33 protein-coding genes are annotated in these 26,531 nt (G+C 66.7%); 11 read left to right on the top strand and 22 right to left on the bottom strand.

Going from position 1 to position 26,531, the window contains the following annotated elements:
• The first annotated feature begins 117 nt into the window (after positions 1-117).
• The 3 genes from ACIPKM_RS01105 to ACIPKM_RS01095 are packed head-to-tail and all read left to right on the top strand — an operon-like array spanning position 118 to position 2,545.
• Positions 118-1,110: an aldo/keto reductase gene (locus ACIPKM_RS01105; protein WP_402735968.1), complete on the top strand. Its 993-nt coding sequence runs from the start codon at positions 118-120 to the stop codon at positions 1,108-1,110.
• On the top strand, positions 1,107-2,117 hold the full coding sequence (locus ACIPKM_RS01100) for a LacI family DNA-binding transcriptional regulator (protein ID WP_402735967.1): 1,011 nt from the start codon (positions 1,107-1,109) through the stop codon (positions 2,115-2,117). The genes ACIPKM_RS01105 and ACIPKM_RS01100 overlap by 4 nt, the downstream gene beginning before the upstream one ends.
• Positions 2,114-2,545 (top strand): RbsD/FucU domain-containing protein, encoded by a 432-nt coding sequence (locus ACIPKM_RS01095; protein WP_402735966.1) that lies wholly within the window; start codon positions 2,114-2,116, stop codon positions 2,543-2,545. Before ACIPKM_RS01100 ends, ACIPKM_RS01095 begins: the two co-directional genes overlap by 4 nt.
• Before the next feature lie 312 nt (positions 2,546-2,857).
• On the opposite strand, the gene ACIPKM_RS01090 is transcribed toward ACIPKM_RS01095, so the two are convergent.
• From ACIPKM_RS01090 to ACIPKM_RS01080, 3 genes are read right to left on the bottom strand one after another with little or no spacing between them, the layout of a single operon-like run.
• Positions 2,858-4,231: a sugar ABC transporter substrate-binding protein gene (locus ACIPKM_RS01090; RefSeq protein ID WP_071296045.1), complete on the bottom strand. Its 1,374-nt coding sequence runs from the start codon at positions 4,229-4,231 to the stop codon at positions 2,858-2,860.
• A gap of 10 nt (positions 4,232-4,241) precedes the next feature.
• Positions 4,242-5,198, bottom strand: a complete 957-nt coding sequence (locus ACIPKM_RS01085; RefSeq protein ID WP_083295227.1) for a carbohydrate ABC transporter permease — start codon at positions 5,196-5,198, stop codon at positions 4,242-4,244.
• A gap of 29 nt (positions 5,199-5,227) precedes the next feature.
• Positions 5,228-6,202 carry a carbohydrate ABC transporter permease gene (locus ACIPKM_RS01080; protein ID WP_083403428.1) on the bottom strand — a complete coding sequence of 325 codons (975 nt, stop codon included), beginning with the start codon at positions 6,200-6,202 and terminating at the stop codon, positions 5,228-5,230.
• A gap of 199 nt (positions 6,203-6,401) precedes the next feature.
• On the opposite strand from ACIPKM_RS01080, the gene ACIPKM_RS01075 reads away from it, so the two are divergent.
• Both ACIPKM_RS01075 and ACIPKM_RS01070 read left to right on the top strand, forming a co-directional pair.
• Complete coding sequence (locus ACIPKM_RS01075; RefSeq protein WP_402735965.1) at positions 6,402-7,634, top strand: Gfo/Idh/MocA family protein; 1,233 nt, start codon at positions 6,402-6,404, stop codon at positions 7,632-7,634.
• A gap of 74 nt (positions 7,635-7,708) precedes the next feature.
• Positions 7,709-8,722 (top strand): LacI family DNA-binding transcriptional regulator, encoded by a 1,014-nt coding sequence (locus ACIPKM_RS01070; protein ID WP_229087208.1) that lies wholly within the window; start codon positions 7,709-7,711, stop codon positions 8,720-8,722.
• Between the two features lie 154 nt (positions 8,723-8,876).
• Here the strand turns inward: ACIPKM_RS01070 and ACIPKM_RS01065 are convergent, their stop codons facing one another.
• Positions 8,877-9,326, bottom strand: a complete 450-nt coding sequence (locus ACIPKM_RS01065; protein ID WP_071302807.1) for a helix-turn-helix domain-containing protein — start codon at positions 9,324-9,326, stop codon at positions 8,877-8,879.
• A gap of 84 nt (positions 9,327-9,410) precedes the next feature.
• On the opposite strand from ACIPKM_RS01065, the gene ACIPKM_RS01060 reads away from it, so the two are divergent.
• Positions 9,411-10,106, top strand: a complete 696-nt coding sequence (locus ACIPKM_RS01060; protein ID WP_071302808.1) for an SDR family oxidoreductase — start codon at positions 9,411-9,413, stop codon at positions 10,104-10,106.
• Between the two features lie 282 nt (positions 10,107-10,388).
• On the opposite strand, the gene ACIPKM_RS01055 is transcribed toward ACIPKM_RS01060, so the two are convergent.
• Complete coding sequence (locus ACIPKM_RS01055) at positions 10,389-10,913, bottom strand: GrpB family protein (protein WP_402735964.1); 525 nt, start codon at positions 10,911-10,913, stop codon at positions 10,389-10,391.
• Between the two features lie 113 nt (positions 10,914-11,026).
• Here ACIPKM_RS01055 and mtnN point away from each other — a divergent pair, with 113 nt between their 5' ends.
• Positions 11,027-11,737 (top strand): 5'-methylthioadenosine/S-adenosylhomocysteine nucleosidase, encoded by a 711-nt coding sequence (mtnN, locus tag ACIPKM_RS01050; protein WP_175473689.1) that lies wholly within the window; start codon positions 11,027-11,029, stop codon positions 11,735-11,737.
• Between the two features lie 9 nt (positions 11,738-11,746).
• Here the strand turns inward: mtnN and ACIPKM_RS01045 are convergent, their stop codons facing one another.
• The 3 genes from ACIPKM_RS01045 to ACIPKM_RS01035 form a co-directional block, all read right to left on the bottom strand.
• A complete protein-coding gene (locus ACIPKM_RS01045; RefSeq protein WP_402735963.1) occupies positions 11,747-12,274 on the bottom strand; it encodes a GNAT family N-acetyltransferase in 528 nt (175 codons plus the stop codon).
• Positions 12,275-12,427: 153 nt separating this feature from the next.
• Positions 12,428-12,643, bottom strand: coding sequence for a hypothetical protein (locus ACIPKM_RS01040; protein ID WP_402735962.1), 216 nt, complete (start codon positions 12,641-12,643; stop codon positions 12,428-12,430).
• A 77-nt stretch (positions 12,644-12,720) separates the two neighbouring features.
• On the bottom strand, positions 12,721-12,909 hold the full coding sequence (locus ACIPKM_RS01035) for a hypothetical protein (RefSeq protein WP_402735961.1): 189 nt from the start codon (positions 12,907-12,909) through the stop codon (positions 12,721-12,723).
• 112 nt (positions 12,910-13,021) lie between these two features.
• On the opposite strand from ACIPKM_RS01035, the gene ACIPKM_RS01030 reads away from it, so the two are divergent.
• Positions 13,022-13,228 carry a hypothetical protein gene (locus ACIPKM_RS01030; RefSeq protein ID WP_402735960.1) on the top strand — a complete coding sequence of 69 codons (207 nt, stop codon included), beginning with the start codon at positions 13,022-13,024 and terminating at the stop codon, positions 13,226-13,228.
• A gap of 44 nt (positions 13,229-13,272) precedes the next feature.
• On the opposite strand, the gene ACIPKM_RS01025 is transcribed toward ACIPKM_RS01030, so the two are convergent.
• Together ACIPKM_RS01025 and ACIPKM_RS01020 are read right to left on the bottom strand one after the other, a co-directional pair.
• Complete coding sequence (locus ACIPKM_RS01025; RefSeq protein WP_402735959.1) at positions 13,273-13,893, bottom strand: hypothetical protein; 621 nt, start codon at positions 13,891-13,893, stop codon at positions 13,273-13,275.
• A gap of 163 nt (positions 13,894-14,056) precedes the next feature.
• Entirely contained in the window at positions 14,057-14,449 is a 393-nt protein-coding gene (locus ACIPKM_RS01020; RefSeq protein ID WP_402735958.1) for a hypothetical protein, read from the bottom strand.
• A gap of 17 nt (positions 14,450-14,466) precedes the next feature.
• On the opposite strand from ACIPKM_RS01020, the gene ACIPKM_RS01015 reads away from it, so the two are divergent.
• From ACIPKM_RS01015 to ACIPKM_RS01005, 3 genes are all read left to right on the top strand, one after another.
• Complete coding sequence (locus tag ACIPKM_RS01015; RefSeq protein ID WP_402735957.1) at positions 14,467-14,841, top strand: hypothetical protein; 375 nt, start codon at positions 14,467-14,469, stop codon at positions 14,839-14,841.
• 307 nt (positions 14,842-15,148) lie between these two features.
• Entirely contained in the window at positions 15,149-15,349 is a 201-nt protein-coding gene (locus ACIPKM_RS01010) for a hypothetical protein (RefSeq protein ID WP_402735956.1), read from the top strand.
• A 54-nt stretch (positions 15,350-15,403) separates the two neighbouring features.
• Positions 15,404-15,796, top strand: coding sequence for a hypothetical protein (locus tag ACIPKM_RS01005; protein WP_402735955.1), 393 nt, complete (start codon positions 15,404-15,406; stop codon positions 15,794-15,796).
• Positions 15,797-15,974: 178 nt separating this feature from the next.
• Here ACIPKM_RS01005 and ACIPKM_RS01000 read toward each other — a convergent pair whose 3' ends face one another.
• From ACIPKM_RS01000 to ACIPKM_RS00945, 12 genes are all read right to left on the bottom strand, one after another.
• Positions 15,975-19,736, bottom strand: a complete 3,762-nt coding sequence (locus ACIPKM_RS01000) for a phage tail tape measure protein (RefSeq protein ID WP_402735954.1) — start codon at positions 19,734-19,736, stop codon at positions 15,975-15,977.
• 448 nt (positions 19,737-20,184) lie between these two features.
• Positions 20,185-21,285 (bottom strand): PIN-like domain-containing protein, encoded by a 1,101-nt coding sequence (locus ACIPKM_RS00995; protein WP_402735953.1) that lies wholly within the window; start codon positions 21,283-21,285, stop codon positions 20,185-20,187.
• A gap of 158 nt (positions 21,286-21,443) precedes the next feature.
• A complete protein-coding gene (locus tag ACIPKM_RS00990; RefSeq protein WP_402735952.1) occupies positions 21,444-22,268 on the bottom strand; it encodes a hypothetical protein in 825 nt (274 codons plus the stop codon).
• A gap of 16 nt (positions 22,269-22,284) precedes the next feature.
• Complete coding sequence (locus ACIPKM_RS00985; RefSeq protein ID WP_402735951.1) at positions 22,285-22,422, bottom strand: hypothetical protein; 138 nt, start codon at positions 22,420-22,422, stop codon at positions 22,285-22,287.
• Positions 22,423-22,616: 194 nt separating this feature from the next.
• Positions 22,617-23,237 (bottom strand): hypothetical protein, encoded by a 621-nt coding sequence (locus ACIPKM_RS00980; RefSeq protein WP_402735950.1) that lies wholly within the window; start codon positions 23,235-23,237, stop codon positions 22,617-22,619.
• Between the two features lie 30 nt (positions 23,238-23,267).
• Positions 23,268-23,672 carry a hypothetical protein gene (locus ACIPKM_RS00975; protein ID WP_402735949.1) on the bottom strand — a complete coding sequence of 135 codons (405 nt, stop codon included), beginning with the start codon at positions 23,670-23,672 and terminating at the stop codon, positions 23,268-23,270.
• A 154-nt stretch (positions 23,673-23,826) separates the two neighbouring features.
• Positions 23,827-24,867, bottom strand: coding sequence for an AAA family ATPase (locus tag ACIPKM_RS00970; protein WP_402735948.1), 1,041 nt, complete (start codon positions 24,865-24,867; stop codon positions 23,827-23,829).
• On the bottom strand, positions 24,864-25,262 hold the full coding sequence (locus ACIPKM_RS00965) for a hypothetical protein (RefSeq protein WP_402735947.1): 399 nt from the start codon (positions 25,260-25,262) through the stop codon (positions 24,864-24,866). The genes ACIPKM_RS00970 and ACIPKM_RS00965 overlap by 4 nt, the downstream gene beginning before the upstream one ends.
• A 32-nt stretch (positions 25,263-25,294) precedes the next feature.
• Positions 25,295-25,450 carry a hypothetical protein gene (locus tag ACIPKM_RS00960; protein ID WP_402735946.1) on the bottom strand — a complete coding sequence of 52 codons (156 nt, stop codon included), beginning with the start codon at positions 25,448-25,450 and terminating at the stop codon, positions 25,295-25,297.
• Positions 25,450-25,674 (bottom strand): hypothetical protein, encoded by a 225-nt coding sequence (locus ACIPKM_RS00955; protein ID WP_402735945.1) that lies wholly within the window; start codon positions 25,672-25,674, stop codon positions 25,450-25,452. The genes ACIPKM_RS00960 and ACIPKM_RS00955 overlap by 1 nt, the downstream gene beginning before the upstream one ends.
• Positions 25,674-26,078 carry a hypothetical protein gene (locus tag ACIPKM_RS00950; protein ID WP_402735944.1) on the bottom strand — a complete coding sequence of 135 codons (405 nt, stop codon included), beginning with the start codon at positions 26,076-26,078 and terminating at the stop codon, positions 25,674-25,676. Before ACIPKM_RS00950 ends, ACIPKM_RS00955 begins: the two co-directional genes overlap by 1 nt.
• A gap of 26 nt (positions 26,079-26,104) precedes the next feature.
• Positions 26,105-26,485, bottom strand: a complete 381-nt coding sequence (locus ACIPKM_RS00945) for a hypothetical protein (protein ID WP_402735943.1) — start codon at positions 26,483-26,485, stop codon at positions 26,105-26,107.
• Between the last annotated feature and the right edge of the window lie 46 nt (positions 26,486-26,531).

Here is a 26,531-nt window from a genome sequence, read left to right as displayed (position 1 = left end):
TCCTCCTCGAGTCGAGCGAAACGTTTCGTCCTGGAGACGGTTCTACGGTAGCGTGCATTGCACCCGCATGGATGAAACGTTGAGTGATGCGCGACGACGCGCAGGAAGCAGGCCACCGTGGACGTCCCGACGAGCCGACCCCTGCGGACCGGCGCACGCATCCCGACGATCGGGCTCGGCACGTTCGGCTCCGACCGGTACGGCCCGGACGAGGTGGCGGCGGCGGTCCGCGGCGGCCTCGACGCCGGCTACCGGTTGGTCGACTGCGCCTCGGTCTACGGCAACGAGCCCGAGGTCGGCGCAGCGATCGCGGCGAGCGGTGTCCCGCGCGAGGACCTCTTCGTGATGTCGAAGGTCTGGAACGACGCGCACGACCCGGCCGATGCGGTCGCGTCGGTCGAGCGATCGCTCCGGGACCTGCGGGTCGACCACCTCGACGCGGTGTTCGTGCACTGGCCGTTCCCGAACCACCACGCGCCGCACGCCTCGGTCGAGGACCGCGACCGGTCGGCCCGCCCCTACGACCACGCCGCGTACCTGGCGCTCTGGCGGTCGCTCGAGGGGCTCGTCGACGCTGGACTGGTCCGGCACCTCGGCACGTCGAACACGACGGTCCCGAAGCTGCGGCTGCTGCTCCGCGACGCCCGGGTCCTCCCGGCGCTCAACGAGATGGAGCTGCACCCGACGTTCCAGCAACCGGAGCTGTTCGACTTCTGCCGCGCGAACGACATCCAGCCCGTGGGTTACTCGCCGCTCGGGTCACCGTCCCGCCCGGAGCGCGACCGCGAGGACGACGACCCCGTGGACGTCGACCACCCCGTCGTCCGGCGGATCGCCGAGGCGCACGGCGTGCACCCCGCCGTGGTCTGCCTCAAGTGGGCGGTCGCGCGCGGGCAGGTCCCGATCCCGTTCTCGGTGAAGCCCGAGCAGTACCGCGCGAACCTCGACGGTGCGCTGACGGACCCGCTCACCGACGAGGAACTCCGGGCGATCCAGGACGTCGACCGCGGCGTCCGGCTCATCAAGGGGCAGGTGTTCCTGTGGTCGGGCGCCGACAGCTGGCACGACCTGTGGGACGAGGACGGCACGATCCCCGGGGGCGTCGGGTGACGGCGACCTACAAGGACCTGCAGCGGGCGACGGGGCTCTCGCTCGCGACGATCTCGAAGTTCTACAACGGCGGCACCGTCCGCGACGAGAACGCGCAGGCGATCGAACGGGCCGCGGCGACGCTCGGGTTCCGTCCCAACGGGTTCGCCCGGAGCCTGCGCTCCCGGCGGTCCGGCACGATCGGCGTCCTGCTGCCGGCGCTCGACAACGACTTCCACCTCACCGTGATCGCCGGGGTCGAGAGCGCGCTCCGGGCGCACGGGACGAGCGTCATCGTCTCGTCGAGCCCGGACGCCGCCGCGGGCGCGGTCGACCTGCTCCTCAGCCGGATGGTGGACGGCATCATCGCGGTGCCGTCGGACCACGACGTCGAGGCCCTGGCGCGTGCGGCCGAGCGGATGCCGGTCGTGCAGATCGACTGGCGTGCGGACGCCCTCGACACCGACGGCGTCTTCCTCGACAACCGCGGCGCCGGCGCCCTCGCCGCCCGCCACCTCCTCGACCACGGACACCGCCGGGTCGGGGTGGTCGCGGGCGACCCCGCGGTCTCCACCATGCGGGAGCGCACCGCGGGCTTCCGTGCGGTGGTCGAACGGGAGGGCGGTGTCCTCGGACCGAACTCGGTCGTCGAGGGCCCCCTCACGGTGCAGCACGGGCAGGCGGCGATGCAGCGGCTCCTCGTGCAGCAAGACCGCCCGACCGCGGTCTTCTGCGCGAACTACGAACTCACGCTCGGAGCCGTCATCGCACTGAACGAGTCCGGGCTGACCCTCGGCCGGGAGCTCTCCGTGCTCGGGTTCGACGGCCTCGAACTCGCCCAGGCCACCGTCCCGAAGCTCACCGTCATCGTGCAGCCCACGCACGAGCTCGCCGTCCGCGCCGCCGACCTGATCCACGCGCGCCTGACGGACCCCGACGCCGACCCGGCCCCCGTCGACGTCGTCGTCGCACCCCGTCTGGTCGCCGGTGGATCGGTCGCCCGACTCGTCACCCCCACGGAGGCATGATGCTGCGCTACACCCTCACCCACCAGCCGACGCTGAGCGCGCTCGCGTCGCTCGGGCACGGCTCCAAGGTGCTGGTCGCCGACGGGAACTACCCGTTCGCGACGGCGATGCGTCCAGGCGCCGCGCTCGTGCACCTCAACTTCCGCCCCGGACTGCTCGACGTCGACGAGGTCCTGACGACCCTGCTCGACGCGGTCCCGTTCGAGGCGGCGACGGTCATGGAGGCTCCGGCGGACACCGTCGTCGCGGCGGACGAGGGCTACCGGCGCATCCTCGGGCCGGACGTGCCGCTCGGTGCGCTCGACCGGTTCGCGTTCTACGACGCGGTCCGGGCGCCCGAGACCGGGTTGGTCATCGCGACTGGCGACCAGCGCTCGCACGCGAACCTGCTGCTCGAGATCGGGTTCCAGCGCGCGCCGGAGCGGTAGGCGCGCGGGCGCGGTCGCGACGGGGCGCGCGGGCGGCGGGGCGCGCGGGCGGGCGCGGGCGTGAGTGCGCGCGCTGACGACGACTGCGCGCGTTCCACCACGCGCAGTCGTCGTCAGGGTGCGCAGATCCGCGCGTCGGCGTCCCCACGGGCGGACTGGAGGCGCGGTGCGGCCCCGACCCGCGCCTCCAGTCCCCCACGGGCGGACCGGAGGCGCGGTGCGGCCCGGACCCGCGCCTCCAGTCCCCCACGTGCGGACCGGAGGCGCGGTGCGGGCCCGACCCGCGCCTCCAGTCGGTCGACCGACGGCGGCTCAGGTGAGGGCGAGGAGGTTGTTGACCTGCTCGTTCACGCCCGTCAGCGTGCTGATCGGCTTGCCGTTCGCGTAGATGTCGTCGAACGCCGGTTGCACGAGGGCCTGCACGTCGGCCGGGTTCCGGGTCACGGGGAACAGGAACGTCGTGCCGTCCTCGACCTGCTCGGTGAAGGCCGTCACGTCGAGGCCCCGCTTCGCGTACGCCGCCACCGCTGCGTCGGTCCCCGATCGGCGTGCCGGGAAGACGATGCCCGCCCGGCCGACGATCTCCTGGGCGGCAGCGCTGCCGAGGAACGCGACCCACTTCGCCGCTGCCTCCGGGTTCCGCGCCTGCTTCGTGATCGAGTCGCCGAGACCGTTGAACATCGACGCGCGGTGTCCGATCGGCCCGGTCGGCGTCGGCGCGATGCCGACGTCGATGCCCGGGAGGTTCGCGTACGTCCCGATCATCCACGAGCCGTTGAACGAGAGCGCGACCTTCTTCGAGCCGAGCTGGACGTCCGGTCCGGTCGTCGTGGAGAAGACCCCGTACTTCGGCATGTAGCCCTTCTCGGCGAGCCCGAAGTACCACGAGATCGTCTTCTGGAACCCGGCGTCGTCGTAGCGGAACCGGTTTCCCCAGGGGTTCTTGTTCGTGTAGAACCAGTCGATCGACCCGGTGAACGGCGACCACTGGGTCTGCCCGAACCCGTCGCCCCCGCTGCCGTTGGCGCTCATCCCGTAGACGGCGACGTCCGTCTTGTCGAAACCCGGCTCGTCCCCGCGGCGCCCCTTGCCGTCGATCGTGAGGTGCGCGACGGCGCGCTCGAAGGTGCCGCCGTCATCGGGGTTCCAGGACAGGGCGGCCAGGTCGTCGGCGGTGTACCCGGCCTTCGCGATGACCTTCTGGTCGTAGAACATCGCGACCGTGTCCCAGTCCTTCGGCGAGCCGTACCGGTGGCCGTCCCGCCCCTTCCAGAGCTGGGCGAGCCCGGACTGGTAGTCGTCGTCACGGATACCCGACGTCGCCTCGAGCTCGTCGAGCTTGTACAGCACGTCGAGGTCGGCGAACTGCGGGAACTTCGACAGGTGGTCCGTGAACACGTCCGGCGCGGTGCCGGCGATGAACCCGGCGGTGAGCTTCGTCCAGTAGTCGGCCCACCCGAGCTGGGTGATCCTGATCGTGATGCCGGGGTTCTCGCGCTCGAAGGCCTTGGCGACGGCCTGGTACGCCGGCAGCTGGTTCGAGTCCCAGAGCCAGTAGGACACCGTGCCGGTCGCACCGCTCCGCGGGTTCGGGGTGCCCGTGGTGGAGCAGGCGGCGAGCGCACCGAGCGCCAGGGCGGACGCTCCGCCGGCGAAGAGGGCGCGGCGGGTGATGGAGTTCGTCATGTGCGGATCCCTACTTGATGCCGGAGAAGCCGATGGAGTTGACGATCCGCTTGGCGAAGACGCCGAAGAGCACGATCATCGGGAGCGCCGCCACGAGCGTCGCGGCCATGAGCCCGGCCCAGTCGGTGCCGGACTGCGGCGACTGCGACTTGAAGACCCCGAGCGCCACCGTGAGCACGCGGGAGCTGTCGGTGTACGAGACCATCAGCGGCCAGAAGTAGTCGTTCCACGCCGTGATGTACGTCAGGACGGCGAGCGTCGCGATCGGGGCGGAGGCCATCGGGAGGATGAGCCGGAAGAAGACCCGGACCTTGCCGGCGCCGTCGATGAGTGCCGCCTCCTCGACCTCGCGGGAGATCCCGAGGAAGAACTGCCGGAGGAAGAACACCGCGAACGGCGTCATGAGCATCGACGGCAGGGCGATCCCGAACAGGGTGTCGACGAGGCCGAGCGACTTGATCAGCGTGAAGTTCGGCAGGAGCGTGAAGATCGTCGGAACCATCAGTCCGGCGAGGAAGACCGCGAAGACGCGGTCCCGCCCGGGCCACCGCAACCGCGCGAACGCGTAGGCCGCCCCGGCGGAGAAGAACACCTGGCCGACGGTGATCATCGTCGCGGTGAGCACCGAGTTCAGCAGGTACTGCCAGAAGTTGATGGCAGCGCCGGACCCGCCCTGCGCGAGCGCCTCCTTCGTGGACTGCAGGCCGAACACGCGCTCGAAGCCACCGAGGCTGAAGCCCGTGGGGAGGAGCGAGGTGGGGTCGGCCGAGATCGCACCGTTCGAGGACAGGGCGGTGCGGAGGATCCAGTAGAACGGGAACAGGGTCACGACGATGACGGCGATCATCGCGATCCAGGCGATGACCCGTCCGACGGAGGGCTTCCGACGAGGCGGTCGGGGGCCGCCGCGGGTGGTGATCGCGCGGGTGGTCTGCGGTTCGACCACCGGGGGCAGGGTGCTGGTCATCTTCGACTCGCTTCCGTGTGCTCTGGCCGTCAGTCCAGGTCGCTCTCGCCGGAACGCGAGAGTCGGTACTGGATGATCGTGATGATGCTGAGGACGATGAGGAGGGCCACCGAGACGGCGGACGCGTAGCCGAACTGGAACCGGCCGAACGCCAGGTTGTAGATGTAGTTCTGCACGACGTTCGTGGCGTTCGCGGGTCCGCCCTGGGTGGCGATGGCGACGGTGTCGAACACCTGGAACGACCCGATGATCGTGATGATGAGCACGAGCGACAGGATGGGTCGGAGCAGCGGCACGGTGATGCGCCAGAACATCTTCCACTCGCTGGCGCCGTCGATGCGGCCGGCTTCGTAGACCTGCTCCGGCAGTGCCTGCAGGCCCGCGAAGATGAGCAGGGCCGTGTAGCCGACGTTCCGCCACACGTTGATGAACGCGATGGTCGGGATGCCCCAGAAGTCGCTCTGCAGGAACGGGATGCGGCCCACACCGATCGCCGACAGGATCTCGTTGCCGATACCGAGCTGCGTGTCGAGGATCCACAGCCAGATGAGCGCCGCGACGACGTTCGACACGAGGTACGGCGCGAGGACGATGCCCCGGACGAAGGTCGACTTGGTGAGGCGGTGCATCATCACGGCGATGAACAGCGCGAGGATCGTCTGGAACCCGATGTTGAGCAGGACGTACTCGACCGTCACCGCCATCGAGTGCCAGAAGATCGAGTCCTGCACCAGGCGCTCGTAGTTCTGCAGGCCGGTGAACACCGGCGGTGTGAGCAGGTTGAACGACGTGAAGCTGAGGTAGATGCCCCGGACGGTGGGCCACGCGAGGAACACGGCGAAGCCGACCGATGCCGGGGCGATGAAGATCAGCGCCAGCCAGAGGTCGTTCCTGGGCCGGCGTCGCGGGGAGGTGGTGCCGGCACGGGCGAGGTCGGTCGCCCGACTCCTCCGTCTCGTGCTGGCCGTCGTCAAGGGTGACGACACAGGGCTCTCGGTGGCCATCGCGACTCCTTCGTCTGCGGTGGACTGACGTGCAGCAGTCCGTGAGCCGGGAATCTACACGTGGGGACAGCGGGTGGCAAGAGGCTTTTTCTTGGTTTGAATCGGGGGTTGTCACGTGTAGACATCGGTGTCAGGATGGCCCTCGATCGCATCGGAGCGACCTGCCCGGCGACGCATCCCCCACCTGGAAAGGTCACTGATGATCTCTGTCGGAATGGTCGGCGCGGGCCAGTTCGCCCCCCAGTTCGCCAAGCTGTTCAAGCTGCACCCGGACGTCGACCGCGTCTTCGTCACCGACCTCGTCGACGACCGGGCATCCGAGCTCGTCGAGTCACAGCACCTCGACGGCACGTTCCCGGACTTCGACGCCGTGCTCGCCTCGGACGTCGACGCCGTCGCGATCTTCACGCAGCGCTGGACGCACGGGCCGCTCGTCGTGAAGGCCCTCCGCGCGGGCAAGCACGTCTACTCGGCCGTGCCGATGGCGATCTCGGTCGAGGAGATCCAGGCCATCATCGAGGCCGTCCGCGAGACCGGGCTCACCTACATGATGGGCGAGACGAGCTACTACAACCCCGCGACGGTGTTCGCCCGCTCGAAGGTCGCCGAGGGTGCCTTCGGCCGTGTCTTCTACGCCGAGGGCGACTACGTGCACGACATGGATCTCGGCTTCTACGCCGCGTACCAGTTCAGCGGCGGCGAGGACTGGAAGCGCACCGCCAGCTACCCGCCCATGCTCTACCCGACGCACTCGGTCGGCGGGGTCCTCGGCGCGATCCCGGGGCACGCGGTCAGCGTCAGCTGCATCGGCGTCAAGGACGACCGCGGCGACGGGGTCTTCGACAAGGACGTCAGCCAGTTCGACAACGACTTCTCGAACGCCACCGCCCTGTTCGAGCTCGACAACGGCGGGGTCATGCGCATCAACGAGATGCGCCGCGTCGGCTACCCGTCGCACATCCGCGAGTCCCGCTTCCGCTACTTCGGCACCGAGGCGAGCTTCGAGCAGCTCGCCAAGGTCAGCGTCTGGCAGGACAAGGAGGACTCGCACGACATCAGCGACCAGATCGACACCCAGGCGACGATGGAGCTCGACGACCCCCGCCTCGCCGGCGTCGACCCCTCGCTCCGTGACGCGTTCGTCTCCGGCTACGCGGCCGTGCACGACACCGAGCGCCTGCCCGCCGAGTACGCCGGGGTCCCGACCGGACACGAGGGCAGCCACCAGTTCCTCGCCGACGACTTCGTCCGCGCCGTCGTCGACCGGACCCTGCCGCCGGTGAACGCCTGGACCGCCGCCCGGTTCACGCTGCCCGGCATCATCGCCCACCAGTCCGCACTGCAGGGCGGCGTCCGCCTCGAGGTGCCGGACTTCGGCGACGCCCCGGAGACGGTCGAGGCGGTGGGCTCGTCTAGTATCGCCAGCGACTAGCAAGTGGTGTTCGGGTGTCGGTCCGCACGGGCCGGCACCCGAACGCGACTTCCGACCCGACGAAGGTGGCACCCGTGACCGTCCCGACGACCCCGAGGGCGGTCACCCGCGCCGACGTCGCCCGGTACGCCGGCGTGAGCACCTCCGTCGTGAGCTACGTCGTGCACGACGGACCCCGTCCGGTCGCAGCGGCCACCGCGGCCCGCGTCCGCGAGGCGATCCGCGTCCTCGGCTACCGCCCGAACGCGAGCGCGCAGGCCCTCCGCACCGGGTCCTCGAAGATGCTCGGACTCATCGTCCCCGAGCTCGACAACCCGTTCTGGTCCGAGCTCGGCGTCGCGGTCACGCACGCCGCCGCCGCGCGCGGGTACGACGTCCTGCTCGCCAACAGCGACGGCGACGCCGCGCAGGAACGGGAGCGCCTCCGCAGCCTCTCCGCCCGGCAGGTCGACGGCATCATCGTCACGAGCATCATGACGCGGCCGGACCTGTCCACCGTGACGGACCCCGGCATCCCGATGGTCCTGCTCAACACCTTCTTCGAGGTCCCCGACTACGCGAGCATCGGCGTCGACGCCCTCCGTGGCGCGTACGACGGCACGCAGCACCTCGTCGAGCACGGGTACCGCTCGATCGGCCTGGTCATGGGGCACGCCGGCTCGATGGAGCTCCGCGAGCAGGGCTGGATGCGCGCACTCCGCGACGCCGGGCTGCCCGACGGCCCGATCGTCCGCTGCGACTTCACCCGACGGGGCGGCTACGAGGCCGGTCTCCGCATGTTCGGCGAGGGCTCCGGCCCCCGTGCGGTCTTCGTCAGCTCCGACATGCAGGCGGTCGGGCTCCTGCGCGCCCTCTTCGAGCTCGGGCTGTCCGCGCCCGACGACGTCGCGATCGTCTCCTTCGACGGCGCGGTCGAGGCCGACTACACGAACCCGCAGCTCACCACGGTCCGGCAGCCCATCGAGACGATGGCGACCGCCGCCGTCGACCGGGTGCTCGGCCTCGACGCGGACAACCAGTGGCACCGGGACCTCGTCCCCGCCGAGTTGGTGCTCGGCGCCAGTTGCGGGTGCGGCGTGCGTCGCTGACGCACCCGCCTGCGGTCCGGGAGGCGCGGTGCGGGGCCGACCCGCGCCTCCCGTCCGACGGTGGTCACGCCAGCCCGCCTGCTCGCACGAGTGCGCGCGCTGACGACGAGTGCGCGGGGTCCACCGTGCGCAGTCGTCGTCCGGCTGCGCACCATCAGCCCTCCATGACCGCCTCGAGCGCGTCGAGCGCGACGCGGCGGTGCCCGCTGCGCGTCACGGCGACCGCCTCGACCGGCTCGCCGGTGGTGGCCTCGACGAAGCGGAGGTCGGACGTGCGCTCGGACGGCCGGTGCCGGTCCGCCCACCCGCCCAGTGCGAGCAGCACGAGCGAGAGGTCGCGGCCGGCCTCGGTGAGGACGTACTCGTCCCGGACGCGTCCACCGTCCGGCTTGTAGGCGTGGCGTTCGAGGACGCCGCCCTCGACGAGGGAGCCGAGGCGTGCCGTGAGGACCTCCCGCGGGACCCCGAGGCTCTGCTGGAACTGGCTGAAGCGGGTCGACCCCGCGAGGGCGTCGCGGACGATCATGAGCGTCCACTTCTCGCCGAGGACGTCGAGGGACCGCGCGATGGGGCAGCGCTCGTCGCCGCCGAGGATGCCGAGCATGCGTTCATCCTACCTGAGTTCGGAATCCAGACACACCGTGCTAGGTTCACTTTCCGTACTCAACATCTTCGACAGGAGCACACCATGACCACCCTCACCGACGCGACCGTCCTCGTCACCGGAGCGAACGGCGGCCTCGGCGCCGCGTTCGTCCAGCAGGCCCTCGACCGCGGCGCCGCCAAGGTCTACGCCACGGCTCGGACCCCGCGCACCTGGGACGACGAGCGCATCGTGCCGCTCGCCCTCGACGTCACCGACCAGGCGAGCGTCGACGCCGCCGCCCGTGCAGCAGCCGACGCCACGGTCGTCGTGAACAACGCCGGCATCGGTGGCTCCGCGCCGCTCCTCGAGACCTCGGTCGACGAGGTCGAGCACGTCTTCGCCACGAACGTCTTCGGTGCGCTCCGGGTCGCCAAGGCCTTCGCGCCGTCGCTGGCCGGGGGCGCGCTCATCGACGTGCACTCGGTGCTCAGCTGGATCGCGCTGGCCGGGGGCTACTCCGCCTCGAAGGCCGCGTTCTGGTCGATCACGAACTCCCTGCGCCTCGAGCTCGCACCCCAGGGGACCCAGGTCCTCGGAGCGCACCTCGGCTACACGGACACCGGCATGACGGCCGACCTCGACGTCGAGAAGGCCGACCCGGCGGACATCGTGGCGGCGATCTACGACGCCCTCGAGGCCGGCGAGCACGAGGTCCTCGCCGACCAGGTCAGCCGCGACGTCCGCGCGGGACTGAGCGCCCCGCTCACCGCGCTCTACCCGGCGCTGGCGTCGGCCTGACGCCTCCGCCGTCGATGGCCTCGGCGGCGCTCGCGACCCGGCCCGCCGTTCCGCGCGACGGCGAGGCGTCGGGACACGCGGCGGCGAGGCGTCGGGACACGCCGCGGCGCGCTGAAGCGTCGGAACGCGGCGGCACGGCCGGTTCCGCGGGCCGCGTGACCGTTCCGGTTCGCGAATCCCGCGATCCGCGAACCGGAACGGTCACGACGGCAGGACGACGCGCGCACGACCGCCGCGAGCCGGCCGATCGCAGCCGGTCAGGTCACACCCGCGCGTCAGGGGTCAGCCGTGGGCCCCTCGGCCGGTGATGCCCGCGGTGGCATCGGCGATCGACGCGCGCTCGGAGTCGGTGAGACCCGCCGCGCGCAACACCCGGTCGAGCACCGCGGTCTTGCGCACGAGGTAGTCGTCGATGTCCAGCGCCTCGGCGGCAGCCCGACGCTTCACGGTGGCGTACTCCTCGCGGAGTGCGTCGTCCCCACGCAGGACATCGCGCACGCCGATGTGGTTGCGGTGCGCGAGCGATCCCTCGGCCACGACGTAGGTGTTGCTCGGGGCGAAGCGCTCGGGCGTGCGGAACGCCTGCCGCCCCGGGATGCCGAGATCGCCGCGCGGCACGAAGCCGATCGCAGCGAGGGCCTCGACGGCCGCGGGCACGTCCGGCGCCCCGACGACCACGTCGACGTCGATCACGGGCTTCGCCGCGAGGCCGGGCACCGCCGTGCTCCCGACGTGCTCGATGCGGTGCGGGACGCCGGCGGCGAGGAGCGCCGCGCCGTCCGCAGCACCGCGAAGCGCCGCGGCCACTCCGCTCGGTACTCGACGACCTCGACCACACCGCCCCCTGGATCTCCTCGCGCACGGTGCACGGTACGCGTCCCGGTGTCCCGACGGTCGGCGGCCCGTGCGATCATCGATCAGTGCAACTCCCTCCCCCGATCGCGGTCGTCATCGCCGCCATGAGCGAAGAGGTGTCCGCGTTCGCCGGGCTCCTCGGCGGTGTCCCGATCCTCGACGGTCCGGTCGGCGGTCACGACGAACACCACCTGCTCGACGTCGGTGGCGCCACGGTCGCCGTGCGCCGCAGCGGCATCGGGTTCACGAACGCCACGGCAGCGGTCGCCCACGCGTTCCACGACTTCGGCTCCGGCATCCCGGTGATCAGCGTCGGGACGGCCGGTGGGCTGATGCACGGCGTCGAGATCGGCGACGTCGTCGTCGGGGACCGTTACGTCAACCTCAACGCCGACGCGACGGCGTTCGGGTACGCGCTCGGCCAGGTCCCGGGCATGCCCACCGGGTACGAGCCCGACGACCGGCTCGTGGAGCTGGCACTCGCCTCGGACGCCGGGTACCGCCTCCGCTCGGCCACGATCGGCTCGAGCGAGATCTTCGTCACCGAGGGTCGAGCGCGTCTGCTCAGGACGGCCTTCCCCGCGGTCGCGGCGGTCGACATGGAGTCGGCGGCGATCGCGCAGTTCGCGCACGTCCACGCCATGCCGTTCGTCTCCGTCCGGTGCATCAGCGACCTGTGTGCGCCGGACGGCGATGAGTTCAAGGAGCACCTCGACGATGCGGCCGCGCGTGCCGCCCGGGTGGTGCACGACGTGGTGACGGGGCTCGTCAGCTGAGCCGGGGGCTCACCGGTCGGTCGGAGCGAGGAGCTGGAACATGACGTGGTCGCGCCACGCCCCGGCGATCCTGAGGTACTCGGGCGCCAGGCCGTAGCGCGTGAACCCCGCTGCCTGCAGTGCACGCTGCGAGCCCACGTTCTCGGGCAGGGTCTCCGCCTGGACACGGTGGAGCCGCAGCACCTCGAACGCGTGCGCCGCAGCCGCCCGGACCGCTCGGGAGGCATGCCCCTGCCGGACCCGGTCGGCGCGGATCCAGTACCCCATCGCACACGACTGCAACGCGCCACGGGTGATGCCGCTCAGCGTGATCCGGCCGAGCAGTTCGCCGTCGACCGACTCGATCACGAACGGGACGGACGTGCCGGCACGCTCGGCCGCGAGGGCCTGGACGATGACGTCGTGCTGCCCCGCCTCGGTGAAGTAGGCGGGCGAACGGGTCGGTTCCCACGGCCGCAGGTGGTCGGCGCTCGCGGTCACGACGGCCGCGAGCGTCGCAGCGTCGTCGACGCGGATCAGGCGCAGGCGTGTGTCCATGGCGGAGGGTGTGGGATTCGAACCCACCCAGCGCGAGCGGTGCGGCAGCGGCGGAACCTCCGAGGGGCGTATCTCCGGTCTATTGCGGTCATGCCGGGTCATCCTGGTACCCCTCGGTTCCGATCAGTTGTGGGCAGAATGTGGGCACAGCCTCTACCGGTTGCGCTTGCGGCCCAGGGAACGGGCCGACTGCTTCCACGGATCGCGTGGCTGCTGCGTCCAGGCTTTGACCTCGGAGGGCCAGAAGCGATGCTGGTTGCCGTTGCGGAAGGACGGGAACAACGGATCCTTGCCGAGTTCCCGTGCCTTCCACTCGGAGATGCGGAGCATCTGGGCGAGCTCGGCCACCGTGATCGCGCGTTCATCCATGTGTGCACGCTAGGCCCTCATTGAGCTGGGCCTGTTGACGTCGCAGACGTCGCGAGTGTCTTTGACAGGCCCGCCGTTCACTCCGGCTTCGGCGGATCCTCCTTCGGGAAGAGCGGCGTCCGTTCGGGCCGTGGGCGACGCGGCGGGCGTGTGCGCTCCAGATACCGTGAGCCGGCGCGAATGACGATGATCGTCGCCCAGATGTTCAGGATGACGAGGACAAGCGCGACGATCGCGAAGAACGGGCTCGGGCCAGTTGAGTACATGTCGGGAGCCTAGGGCGTAGGTCGTGACAGAGCGCACCTACCTCCAGATGTGGCGATTACGGCGTCAGATCTGCTCGTGGACAGATGGGGCAGCGCCGGGGACCATTGAGCTATGCACGAGCTCGAGCCGTCCTGCACGGACCGTCTTGCCTACTCGATCCCCAACTTCGCCACAGCGGTCGACCTCAGCGTCGACACGATCCGCAAGGCGATCGATTCCGGTGATCTGATCCCTTCGCTTCCTACGCGCGCCGGGAGGAAGCCGATCATCACTCGGGAGGAAGGGTTGCGCTGGTTGCGGTCACTCCCCCAACGCTGATGGCAGGCACTACTTCGCCCGTTGGAAGCTGCCATCGCGACGTATTACGCGGCGGGGGTGACCGGATCAGTCAGGCCAGCTTCCCGAAGCGCGACTAGCGCGTCGTGCTCGTAGTCGGATCGCATGAATCGCCGCGAGAACGAACGTCGATACCAGGCCGGCTGCGAGTCGCGCAGTGTCGCGAAGGCCACGAAATATGCATCGAAGCTGCTCAGACCGGCTGCGAGAGATCTTGCGTAGGCCATGGCAGGCTCCGGCTTGGACGCACCCACGACGAGGAGCCCGCGGACAAAACCTACGTAGTGCATTGCGCGCGCAACGTGCGCACTGTGCCGCTCTACCCATCCACTCGGCAGTCGACTCACGGCCGCGATCAGCTCTTGGGACGCTTGAGTCGCGTCCGCCGCTTGTTGCTTTTGGACGGCCGTCAGTTCTGCCGATCCCCGCGATGTCGCATCGTCGAGCATTGCGGCCATCAGGAGCACGAGCTTTTGGAAGCCAAACACCACTTCGTCGAACTGTTGACGATCACGTAACAGGCGCGCTTTTCGGGCCTCAAGCACTGGTTTCGCGAAGTACTCGACGACAGCAGTCGTGAGGATTGCGGCGACTACAGGGACGAGGAACGCACGGGCGAGCGGATCGTTCAAGAAGTCATCGAGCACACTGCGCAAGTATGCACGCGAGCGCGCCAGCGGGACAGTGCCTGATGTCCGTATCGATGCTAGGAGCTACCCATCGACCGTGCCCTTCCCTTCCACCGCTCGCAGAGGGACCACGGCTTTCCCGATGAGAGACGAAGTGGTCTCGACCCGTCCCGACGTAGCACTACTCCAAGTAATCTACAGAAGTCAGCGTCTTGTCATCGGTCACGGTCACAGTGCACTGGAAGTTGGAGCGCAACATGGCACCGAAGCTGTTCTCAGAGTCGACCGTCCCGGTCACTGTGTACGGTCCCGAACCGCTGACGTCGTCGTTGAAGTCAGCGGATGAAGGCGACTTCAAGGCATCTTTGATCCTGTTCTCGCAGGCGATCTGCGCTTCGACGCTGTTGTCGGACGAGGATGTTCCGCCTCCAAACGCGGCGGATATGGCGAGGAGAATCACGATGACGAGGCCTCCGAAGACCGGGACGCCGCAACACACCCAACCGAAGAACGTGAACGTGGGGTCCGCCTTGCCAGGGGACAGCGGGGGATTGGGCGGAAGCTTGTCGGTCACAAGCAGAACGTAGAGGAGTGCTCAAGAACCTCACATGCCCCAACTGGGGTTACGGCAGGCGTCGGGTGAGTGTCGGTGGTTGTCTCGAGCATCATGATCATGCCCGAGCACAAGTGGGCTCCAGCGGAGCACAAGAGGTGCTGATCCATGCGGCCGAGTCAATGCCGCTAGACAGCATCGGCATCCCGGAGCCGGTCGATCCGCCCCAATGCGTGAACGTCCGCGATCTCCGCTTCGAGGCGATCGGCATGCTTCCCTTCGTGAAGGCGTTCGCCGTCGCACGCTCCGACGTCGCGGTGTACGTCGAGATCGCCTGGCAGGGTCGCCTGCAGCGCGCGTGGGTGCCGCGGGACACCGTGACCACGCGCAAGCTCACGCCGCGCCGAGACTGATGGCTCGCCGGCGACGTGACCGATGGTCACTCGGCCCGCCCTTCTCGCTCCCCGAGCTCGCCCGAGGCGGCCCCGAGGTAGACCTGCACGAGCCCGATCCGGCGCTTGCATGGCTGCAGTACCCCGACCGCATCCTCGAGGTAGAGGCGCGAGTGATCGCGTACACGGAACGAGCGGTTCTGGTCGAGTGGGGTTTCGGGCAGGGTGCGGACTGTGCGTGGTTGTGGCGGGATGCGGTGCGGTACCGCATCCGGCAGTCTAGCAACTAGTTGACAACTTCTGTCTAGCATGTGCTAGACTAGAGCGCATGAAGCAGTCCGAACTGATCAAGTCCATAAAACAACTGGCGAAGGCCCACCAGGTCCCCTGGATCTTCGACAGGCACGGAGGAGATCACGACATATACAAGCTGGACGGCAAGCAGTACCAGATCCCTCGACACCGGGAGATCAACGAACGGCTCGCCAGGGGCATGATCAAGGAGGCAAAGGACCAGCTGGGGGCGTAAGCCCCCAGCCCTTCGGGGCTGCTTCATACACTCGCCGGAGGAGAACCAACTACCATGACCAACAAATCCACAACCCTTCATACCGCTCAGGCTTATCGGGACGGTAACTACTGGCTCATCGACATCGATGGCAAGCTCAGGACTCAAGCCGCGCGGGTCAAAGACATTGAGCGTGTTACCCGCGATTGGCTCAGCAACGACACCAACATTCCAGCAAAGGACGTAAGTGTAGCAATTGTCATAACGGTGCCCGAGACAGCTCAGGCACATCTTGATCAGGCTCGCGAACTTCGTGAGGCTGCTGCCGATGCGCAGGCTAAGGCGCAACGAGAGTCGGCGGCTGCTGCTGCTGTGCTCCGCGCCGAGAATATGACCATTCGAGAGATTGGATCTGTTCTAGGTGTTTCCCATCAGCGTGCTCAGCAGTTGGTTGAGTCGTCGCGCTGACTAGTATTTTGCGAAATGAAACGAACCGCCCGCTCACCTACACGGTGGGCGGGCGGTTCGTTTTTGGGCAGGCACGCAACCTGACTGGACGCGGCGAATCTCAGTACACGCCTGGTCGCAGAATACCGTGTACGACCGCAGACCATCGATGACGCACCGTACCCAGGAACACGCACGTTTAGGCGTACTCCGATCGTTCACGACGTTCAACTGCCTGCACAAACGGTTCAGGATCGAGCGTGGTCAGGTGGTAATGGCGATCCCCAGTGCGAACCGGGGATGCCGGGGCAGCGGTCTGCGCTCTCATCGGAGTGGCGTCCATGTATCGGACCGAACCGCCCGAGTTGATCGCCTCGAGCCAGCCACGGTTCTGAGCAGTCGCAGCAGCGTTCACCACGAACTCACGCCCATGAACAAGGCCGGCAACCTGCCCAGTGCCGTAATCGCCCGTGTACCCACCAACCGAGTACCCAGGCACACCCAGCGCCTTACCGATCAGCCGCTGCAACTTCCGCGACTCCGTAGTGATCGCCTTCGAGATCCCAGCCGCGTTTGCCTTCGCATCCCTCAACTGACGTTCCGCCGTGTCAATCAGCTTCCCAAAGTTCGCATCCGCCACCTGCGACCCAATCGCCGCAGACGTCGACTGAACAGCCCCATACTGCGTGTTGATAGCAGACAGCTGCCCCTTCGACATCGCCGCCAACGACTTCGCCAACGGCATGCCCTCATCGACACCCAACGATGCGATCTCGTTCAACAGTGCCGGCGCGAGCCCGTTCTTCTGCAACGTCACCAGCAACGCCTGGAACTGCTTCAACTTCCCAGCCCGCGACGTCAACCCACTCAGCAGCGACGCACCAGACCGGTAGTTGCCGTACGACACATCCGAAAGCTTCGACTGCACAGCCGACGCCATTGACGTAGCCGACGACTTCAAATCACCGAGCTTCGACGACGCCTTCTCCACAGCAGCCGCAGCAGACGTCGCCTGCTTCTCAAGACCGAGCATCTTCTTCTCGGACTGATCCGCAACACGACCAACCGCGTTCCGGAACTGCTCCGGGAAACGCGTATCCGTCGCCAACGAAAACGCCCGCTGCACCGCGTTGGAACCAGTCAGCTGACCGGTACGCATCGCCGTGTTGAAGTCATACACGTCAGACCAGCTCTTCCGACGAGCAGCCGCCGCACGATACTGAGCAGCACGAGCAGCCTTAAGGCGCTTCTGACGCTCCTTCTCCGCGGCAGCAGCAGCCTTCTGCGCCTTCGACACCGCGCCTCCTGCCGCGTACCGCTGCACCAGGCCCCCGGAGGCGTAGTGGCCGCGGTTCACCCGGTCGAGGAAGCCGGTGCCGTACTTCTTCACCGACCGTTCCCGGATGACGTATTCACCGTTGGAGAGCATCGCCGGGATCGAGTCGGACGTCCCGGTCCCGGGGCCTGTGATGTACCCGCCAGCGGCCTTGAAGATCCCAACCGTGTTGTCCGGTGTGCCGGTCGTGACTCGGTTCGTGGTGACGGTGATCGTCTTCTGCGTCGGGATCGCATTGAGGGTGTCGAGAACGCTCTGAATGGCCACCTGGGCGGCAGTGGTTGCCGCGTTGACGTTCGTTCGCTTCTCGGCGGGCAGGGCGTTGAGCTTCCGCTGGTACTCGGACACGAGAGCGCCGGCAGCGTCTGCGGAGTTCGTGAACAGGGTCGACCACTGCGTCGGCGTCCCGAGGATCCTGTCCGCGTAGTCCTCCGCAGCCTGCCCGGTGATGTTGTACTGGCCAAGCGCCGCGATCAGCGATTTGCGGCCAGACTCCAACGCACCCGTCGCCTTGTCCTGGTCGCCGGTCTGCTGGTACAGAGCGCCCGCGTAGTTCAGCGTGGACTGCGCGATCGAATCAAGAGCAGCGGAGTTCGCCCGCCCCTTCTCCGTCGTCACATCGAGCGACTGGCCGTTCTGCTCGATCGAGTCGGTCACGCCATCGATCGCAGCCTCGAGGTCACGCTGCGTCGAGTTCACGTCGAGCTGCGCGGAGTTGAACCCCTTGATGGCGTTCGCGACGTCTGCGATTGCCTGGGTGGCGTCCTCAGCCGAGTCCGTCACTCCGTCGAGGCCAGCAGCAGCCTCATCGGAGCTGTCCGCACTACCCGCCTGCGCTTCCGCGAGCTGCCCAAACTGCTCCTTGGAGTTCTTGACTGCTGCGCGCTGCTTCTCGACCGCCTGCACCAGCTCGGTGATGTCGCCGGACGCGTCAGACAGGCCCTCACCGTACTTCTTGGTGATGAAGTCGTTGTCGTCAGTGCCGCGAATCTCCTTGCGAACCGCCAGCAGCTCCTTGTAGGCCTTCGTGTTGCCCTGTGCCGCCTTCGTCACGGTGTCGAGTCCGATGCCGAGACGCTTCGCCTTGTCGAACGCCGACGACCCTTCGATCTCCTGCCCGAAGATCGTGCTGCGAGCCGCGAGAGCGTTCGAGACGAGCTCGGACGTGTTCTTGGTCAGCGCTCCCGTCGTCTGGTTCAGCGAGTCGCGGAGCGTCTGCGTGTACTGAGCCGACTGCAGCTGCTGTGCGGCAAACACAGCAGCAACCGCAGCCGCCGTCCCGAGAGCAACGCCCCACGGACCCGTCGCGAACTTGGCGAAACTGGCCAGCGAGGAACGCGCCGTGATGCCGCCATCGCGGAGCGTCGCAAGCGCACTCCGGAACTCGACGATCTTTGGAATGGCGAAGAGCATCCCGCCGCCAAGTAGGGACGTAGCCCCAACTACGCCCGTGATGCCCAGACCCGTCGCCTTCAGCGGGTCCGGCAGGAGATTCACCGCCTGGATGACGTTCGTCATGGTCTGCACGAAAGGCCGCAGCGCATTGCTCGCGGACGTCCCCGTGTCGATCAGCCCCGACTGGAAGGCCGACTGCAGCTTCTTCAGATCGCCGTTGAGGTTGTCGGACTTCAGCCGCGCCTGCTCCATCGCGTAGCCGGCGTCGTTGTTCTGGTCGATATACCCCTGGATGCCGTCCGCGCCCTCCTTGTAGAGGACGGTGGCGGCACGAACCGCGTCGGAGCCGAAGATCTGCGCGAGAGCCTGCTGACGTTGAGCATCACTGAGGGTCGAGAGCTTGTCGTGCAGCACCTGAGCGATGTCCGCAGCGCCGAGGAACTTGCCGTTGGCGTCCTCGACGTTGATGCCGAGGGACTTCATCAGCTGCGCCGATTCCTTCGACGGGTTCGCGAGCTGCTGCAGCATCGTCTTCAGCGAGGTACCGGAGTCGGAGCCGAGCAGACCGGCATCCGCGAACGCCGACAGCACGCCCGTCGTTTCCTCGAGCGAGAAGCCGAAGTTGGACGCAACCAGACCTGACTGGTTGAGGGCGTCACCGAGCTGCTCGACACCACCGAGCGCCTTACCAGCGCCGGCGGCGAGCTCGTCCGCAATGTGCGGGACGTCCTTGCCCTCGAGGTTGAACTGCTTCATCGCCACGGCGGCGATCTGCGTCGCCTTGCCGAGATCAACGTTGTCCGACGCCGCGAGAGCGAGAACGCCGTTCAGTCCGCCGTTGAGGATGTCCGCGGTGGCCAGACCAGCCTTACCGAGCTCCACCTGAGCCTCAGTGACCTGGGTTGCGGTGTACCCGAAGGCAGCACCCGCCGTAAGTGCCTGGTTCCGGAACTTGTCCATCTCCGACGCGGTGGCGTTCGTCGCCGCCTGCACCTTCGACAGCTGAGCTTCGAAATCCGCCGCCATCTTCGTGACGACGAGGACCGCGCCTGTAGCAGCCGCACCGACCGTCAGAAGCCCGCCACCCACGCGCTCAGCGGCCTGCCCGACCTTCTCGAGCTTGTCGGACTCCTTAGCCGTGTCCGCAGTCGCCTTGCGGACCTTCTCCATGCCCTTGACGTAATTGTCAATCGCCGCACGTACGGTGACCTGCACCACTCTGTCTGCCATGCCGTTCTCCCTCGGCTCGGGAGAAATCGGCACGCAAAAAGCCCGCCGGAACTGGCATGCCGAGATCTCATGTCTCGTTCATGCCCGGGGGTTCCGGCGGGCGTATTTCTAGGTCAATTCTACCGCGAATGGGTGCAATAGAAGGTGGTTTGGGCACGAAAAAGCCCCGCCATATCTCGGGATGATATGGCGGGGCCTAGACGGGCGGTCAATGGGGCGGAACGGCCGTCTGTTACGGATAACCCGCGCACTCATGCGGATCTTCGGGCCTGATCGCGGGAGAAGCCGCCAAGCCGCAAGGGCCGAGAATCGAGGAGAACACCCTCTCATCGGGGGTTTCCCCGCCGAAAAAACAGAGCAAGGGCGCACGCAGAACGGGAGTTGCTATCCGGCGGTGGGGGTTGTACTGACACAAGGAGGCCCCCGCACCTCCCCTGAGGGTGGCTACCTACTCGTCCGATTCGCCTGGCGAATCCTCACTGTCGTCGCCACCTTCCACCTCGCGCTCAGCATCCCGCTCCTGGGCAGCAATCGCATCGCGCGCGATTTGAAGAGAGGCGGTGGATGCAGCCAGCTTATTCCAGTTGATGCCGGACGTAGATGCCGAAACCTGTCGCAGGAAGTCTTCCGGCAGCGTGAGGCGATTGACGTCGAGGACAGGACGAGGTGCTACGTCATAGTAGTTCGAGACGGCAGTTCGCAAAGCGTCAAGGAAACGAACGCCATTGACCGTGGAATGGCGAGCGTCCTCAGCTTCCGCTCGCTCCACCCTCTTGTATTCTTCAGCGACCTCTTGCACATCGTTGTCTCTCTCGGCCTGCCAAAGATTTCGGGCAAGTGATTCCCTAACGAACGTGTCCGGATGAAGCACCACAATGTTTGATCCGGTTACCTGAGCGAATTCGTACGCGAGCTCTGGTAGCACCTGACCCGCTTTGCGCCAATCCTCTTTCTCATCGCGGGTGATGAGAATGACGCCCGTCTGCATAACCTGAGCGCGTTCCATGAGCTGCTTCCAGAGAAAAAAGTCTCCATAGCGGAGGTCCCCGGTCTTACCATCATCTGCGAAACCGGGCGGAATCTTGTTCTCGAAACGAACGGCGGCTTCAGCGCGGATAGCTGCGAGATCGACCGCATCAAATGGCTTGCCAATGCGTTGTTCCGGAAATAGTATATCGAGCTGCTCGAGCACGACTTCTTCCGCTTCATCGTACACGTCCGATCGATCCCGCAATTCCGTTGCAATACGTTCCGCGGCACTGATCAGCCCGGACCGGAGGGCATCATCACTGTCGATAGTGGGGTTGAACTTCCGAAGCTCGCCAACCTGATTCATGAGCTTGCGCGCGTCGGCGGTGATTCTTCCCGCCAGATCGGTTTGCTTTCTCCGCGCGTCGGACCGGACGACGTCCCGCATCTTGTGAAACTCAAGCCCAACCTGGTGTGGGATCCAAAGACGATCGGCAACGCTACCCAACGCTTTGAGTAGCGATGTTCGGGGAGCTGGGGTCAAGCGATATAGATCGAGCAAGACGTTGGTGTCGGTCACGATCATGGCCTTCGCCCACAGCGCCTCTAGCTCATCTGCCGACGGCTCGTACCAACCAGTGAATGTCTCTCGCATGACGCCTCCGCTCGGAGGCTAGCAGCCAGCCTGACTCCTACGGGCTGCACACCTGTCCTGTGTGGATGACTGCTGCCTGGGGTCTACGGCATGCGGGTTGCTGCGACCGCGGCGCGGCGTTCGTGCTCGGCGTTGCGGCTGGCGATGAAATGCCGTTCGGTCAAGTCAGGCTCTGGCACATCGCCGGCAGTGACCTCGGCTAGCCCGCTGTGCACCATCCGGGCGAGCTGCCTCGTGGACATCCCCTTGCGTGTGCTGAGCACATCACCAATGCGCTTCCCGCCTACTTCCTTGATGACGCGAACCTCGAGGTGGTCGACTCTCTGACGTCGATCGTGGAGGTTCAGGGAGTCGGCGTTGGCTCGGTTCGTGCCGATCGCTGGGGGCAGTGCGCCGAGGATGTAGGCGTTGACCCCGCTCACCGGGCTGACCGTGCGGCCGTCGATGGTGATCTGCCCGTTGCTGGTGATGGTGGCTTCGAGGTTGTCGACGGTGAGTCCTTCGGTAGGAACGCCGAGCGCCCGCAGCTTTCGACTCCACGCCTTGACCGCTTCGTCACGGGTGCGGGCCTGCTCCTTGAAGGCTGCTACCGCATCGCTGATGGCCGTGAGGGCGTCACGCATGGCGGCGACTGAGATTGTGTCGTCGGACAGGAAGTCGTTGAAGGCCTTCGTCAGCCGCTCGTTGCTGGCTAGGGCTTCGCGTTCCTGCTCCGCTGCCCGAGCGGCTGCTTCGGCACGCATCTCCGCAAAGCGTCTCTCCCCTTCAAGCTGAGTCACTGCTTCTGGGCTGAGATGCCCTTCCAGGGCGAGCAATTCGTACTCTTCCTTGCGGTCGGTGAGTTCCCGAAGTCGTGCCTGGAGCTCGGTAGCTCGCTGCGACGCCTCGGTGTTCAATTCGATGCTCATAGTGTCTCCTTGCTGATCAGTGGTTGCCAAAGGCGCGACGTGCGAAGTCGTCGAGGTCTGCGGTGGGGTCGGGCTTGTCGCCGTCTTGGCGTTGCTCGTCATCGCGCTTGATGTCGTCGAGGACGCGTCGAGCGAGGTCGATGTGGTCGGTCATGCTGGGCCTTCCTGAGAGTCGGTTTTGGCATGGGGAGAGAAGCGTGCCCGCCCCGGAGGTACTGGTCACGGGCAGGGGGAAGGGGCGGCCCCAGGTGACGTCGGGGCTGAAAATCTTGTCGCGAATATGCGTGGCCCCGCCCCGGTGGTCCGGGTGGAGGCAGGCTGAGGCCCAGCTACCACCCGGACCGGTAGTCACTCAGCGGTGGCGGCCATCTGCTGGATGATGCTTTCGGAGTAGGCGCGGATCTCGGCCGGCTTGTCAGCTTCGAACACCCAGTCGTTGGTGGCGTTCGTCATCTGGTCGCCAGCGCCGTCGTCACCTCGCATGAGCTGCCAGAGCTCGACGCCCTTCTGGTCGAGCGCTTCGTTGCCGGGTTCGTTGAGGTACCGGTTCACGAGGTCCGCGCTGCCCGATCGGTATGCGTGTCCGAGGATGGCCTTGGTGAGGATGCTGTCGCCGGTGAGCTTGGCGTTGTCGTACAGCTGGTGCATCGCCTTGTCATCCTTCGCTTCGGCTGCACGGGTTACGCGGTCGAGAGCGTCGCGGTAGGACACGGTGTCGCTGGTGGGCGCAGTGGCGGGCAGCCCGAACAGCTGGCGCTCGAGGTCTGCTCGACGTGTGGTGAGTGCGGCGTCTCGTTCACGCTTGAGCTTCGACAGCTGCTGCACCGTGTTGGCGTGCAGCTTGGCCAGCTTGCTGCGCTTGCCTTCTGGGGTGAGGCGGTTGTCGTTCTGCACGGCCGCGACTTGGGAGAGATAGCGGGTCTTGAGCTCGTGCGCCTGTTCGTGCTGCTTCGTCTTGGGCAGGGTCATGATCAGTTCCTGTTCTGTTGGTTGGGTGGTTCAGCAGGTAGGTTCGGTGTGGGTGGAGAGCGTCTGCCACCACTGCCGTGCAGCGCCGCGGACGTCGTACTGGCTGGTGTCGGTGACCTTGTAGGCGGGTTCGAGGTAGAGCATCGCGAGGTGCAGGAGCGCGCCGTAGAGGACGTCGGGCCACGCTTCCGGCCCGAGCGTTTCTGCCGCGAGCGTGTGATGTCGGACGACGGTTTTCACCATCAGGTCGGGGCTGGCGGTGAGTGTGGCGAGCTCACTGGCAAGCGAGTAGCTAGCGATGCTGATCGATCCGGCTCCGACGACGCTGCTTGGAACGCCGTCCTTGTCCTCGTATAGCTGCGTGAGCATCTTGTTGCCGGCTGTCTCGAGCTGGTCGAGGTACGCCTTGAGCCAGTTGCTGCTTGTGTCTGTCATGGGTGCTCCTGACGGTCGTGGTGCAGCCCGAAGGCTGGGTGGTTGAGGCGCGGGCAAGTGGCGTCGTGTTCGAGAACGGCGTGCGCGATGCCAGGGCCTGATATGTCGATGACGGCGGCTGCCGAGCAGTCGGGGCAAGCAACGGTGATCGGGCTCATGCCGCGCCCGCTTCGAACGCCTCTGAGGGCGTGTGGAAAGTGTTGAGAGTGTTGGAATCAGAGTCCGTTCCAACACTTTCCACACTTCCAACAGGGGTGTAGAGCCCACGCGCTGGCTTGTTCAGGCGACCCTGATCAAACGCCCGACCGAGGTACGTGCCGGCCATCTTTTCGTCGATGGACAGCTCGGCGGCGACGTCGGCAGCACGGATGCCGCCAGGTCGCGCGTAGGCGAGCTCGATCACCTCTGCCATGCGGTCACTCAGCCCGCCCGTGGTGCGCGACAGCTGCGCTGAAGCGGCGGCGTCCTTCAGCGAGCGGCCGATGATCGACCAGGCTCCGTTGCTGGCAAGCGTCATGCCGTACTCACCCTCGCGCGCATCACGAGAGGTGACTTGCAGCGTTGCGCCTTGATCCTTCCGGTCGCGGCGCAGCACGCAGATGGTGTCAGCGGCTCCTGCGATTCCCTGCGTGCCGCTTACGGCGTCGAGGAAGTCTTCTCCCCCAGCCTTCCTTGTGTGGTGCACGACGATGAGGCTCGACCCCGGAACCGCGTCACATGCCTTCTTTAGTGACCCCATGAACTGGTAGTCGGCGGCGTACTGCGTCTGCGTGCTGCCGGTGCTTGGCAGCACCTTCCCAAGTGTGTCGAGCACCACCACGGCGTCCTGATGCTCACGGAAGTAGTTGGCGATAGTTGCCACGACGTCCTGCTCGAGGTCGACCTGGAACTGGAGCAGTGGTGACCACAGATCGGGTGCGAGCGACCGCATCCGCTGCTGGAGGCGGCGTTGACCGTCCTCGAGAGCGAGGTACAGCACGGGTCGGGGTGAGCCAGTCGGGATCGAGCCGAACGCATCTTGCCCAAGGCTGACTGCGATGCTGAGGCCAAGCACCATCCACGACTTGCCGATCTTGGGAGCGGCGACGAGCAGTGTCAGACCTTCAGGGATCAGCTCGGGGACCACGTACTGCACGGGCGGAAACTTCTGGTGTTCGAGCCAGCGTGCGTCGAATCTGCTGGTGGGTACGGTCATGGGTTCTCCGTCTCGGAGTCGGGTTCTGTGTAGCGGTTGCTGGAGTCGCCGCCGAGGTAGGCGCGCAGCTCTGCCGCTCGTTTGGCTGCGGCTTCAGCGCCGCGATGTTTCTGGGCCTGCAGGAAGGCCTCGGTCGTCTCGTGATCGCGCGATGGTGGTCGCCGGCACACCTCGGCGTAGAGCCGATCGGCGTCGTCATTCGCTCGGTCGACTTCGGCCTGCCGCGAGGTGCTGCCTTGCTCGAACGCGAACACGTAGAACTGCGTCAGCGACGGCGGAAGCTGCCGGAGCTCGACCGCGCCTGCCGCGAGATCAATCGCGAGTTGGTGCATGTACCGCTCGGCGTGCGGGCTGAGGGTGATGTGGTCCGGGTACGAGAACGCCCCGGCCTCCACAGGGGAAGTCGGGGCGGCTCGGTCGGACTGGCCTACGGCCACTCAGTCGGCTCCGGCCGTTCGGCGTCCTGCGCTGCTTCGAGCAGGCTGATCGCCAGTTCCGTGAGCGGACGGTCCGCCCGGATGCCGACGATGCCGTTGACCGCGAGCACGGAGAACCCGTCTGTCGTCGTCTTACCCGCGGCCATCAGGCAGCCACCTGCAGCGTCGGAGCAAGCAGCGGTACCGCGAGGGTTGGCGTCCTCAGGTCGCTGACACGCGAAATGAGAGCGTGCGCGAGTCGAAGCGCTTCAGAAGCCGTCAGAATGATCGAGTACCCATCGCTGAACTGGCTGGGCTGCGCGTCGATGATCACCTCGGCGCGGCCGGCAGGCATCATGTCGACATCGACGAGCTTGGTCACGTCGACCATCAGGCCACCTCACCGTTGAGCTCAGCGACGAGGGAAGCGGCACTGTTGTAGTGCGCCATGAACGCTGAAATCCGCTCGGGGCCGAGGCGCACGTAGTCGTCGAGGATGAATCCAGTGACGAACCACTTCCGGTCACGCTCGTCGTGGCTACCTGGGTACTTCATCACCTCGACGAGGCATTCCTTGTCCCGGGACCACTCGAAGGCCGTGTGGCTGGGCGTCTCGCCCCACTCAATGACGTGAACCGTCCCGTGCTTCAGGCACGCCGGCTCGTCGCACACCTGCGTGTAGGAGACGTCTGGGGACGACGGGAGCGTCTTCCAGTCCTGATCGGAGCGGAGGATGACCCTCGAACTGGCGATCCCGCTGTTGTCAGTGCGGTGCATTACGATGGTGGTAGACATTACGAGTCTCCTGGTTTCTTGAACGGTTACTGGTGGGACTGAGCCCCGGTTGCCGCCGGGGCTTTCTTCATGCCGTAGGTCGAGGTCTTGCCGGACCTGGACGGACGGCGTTCGGCGATGGTGTTGAGGTAGCGGAGGATCTCCGCAGCTACCTCAGGTTCCAGATTCAGCTGCAGCGGGCGGTCAGAGACGGCCGGTGTGCGCAGCCATTGATGGTCGCGATCGAGGCCGCCGCGTGATCGGGGGTCGGGGTCCTGCTGCCGGATCATGAGCGGACCGGTCAACTTCCAATCGACCGGCTGTCCGCCGTCGTGGATGACGCGCACCACAGCGTCGAACGTCGGATCCCGATGTGGGAGAACCCCGCGACCTTGGTCCGGCAGAGCTTCTTCGCGCATTCGGGTCATCCGGCCTCCCGAGTGCTCATCCGCGCTGATGCTTCGATCCACTCTC

The sequence above is a fragment of the Curtobacterium sp. NPDC086286 genome, assembly GCF_044746255.1.
Classification (GTDB): Bacteria; Actinomycetota; Actinomycetes; order Actinomycetales; family Microbacteriaceae; genus Curtobacterium.
This window is presented reverse-complemented; position numbering and strand designations above follow the sequence as displayed.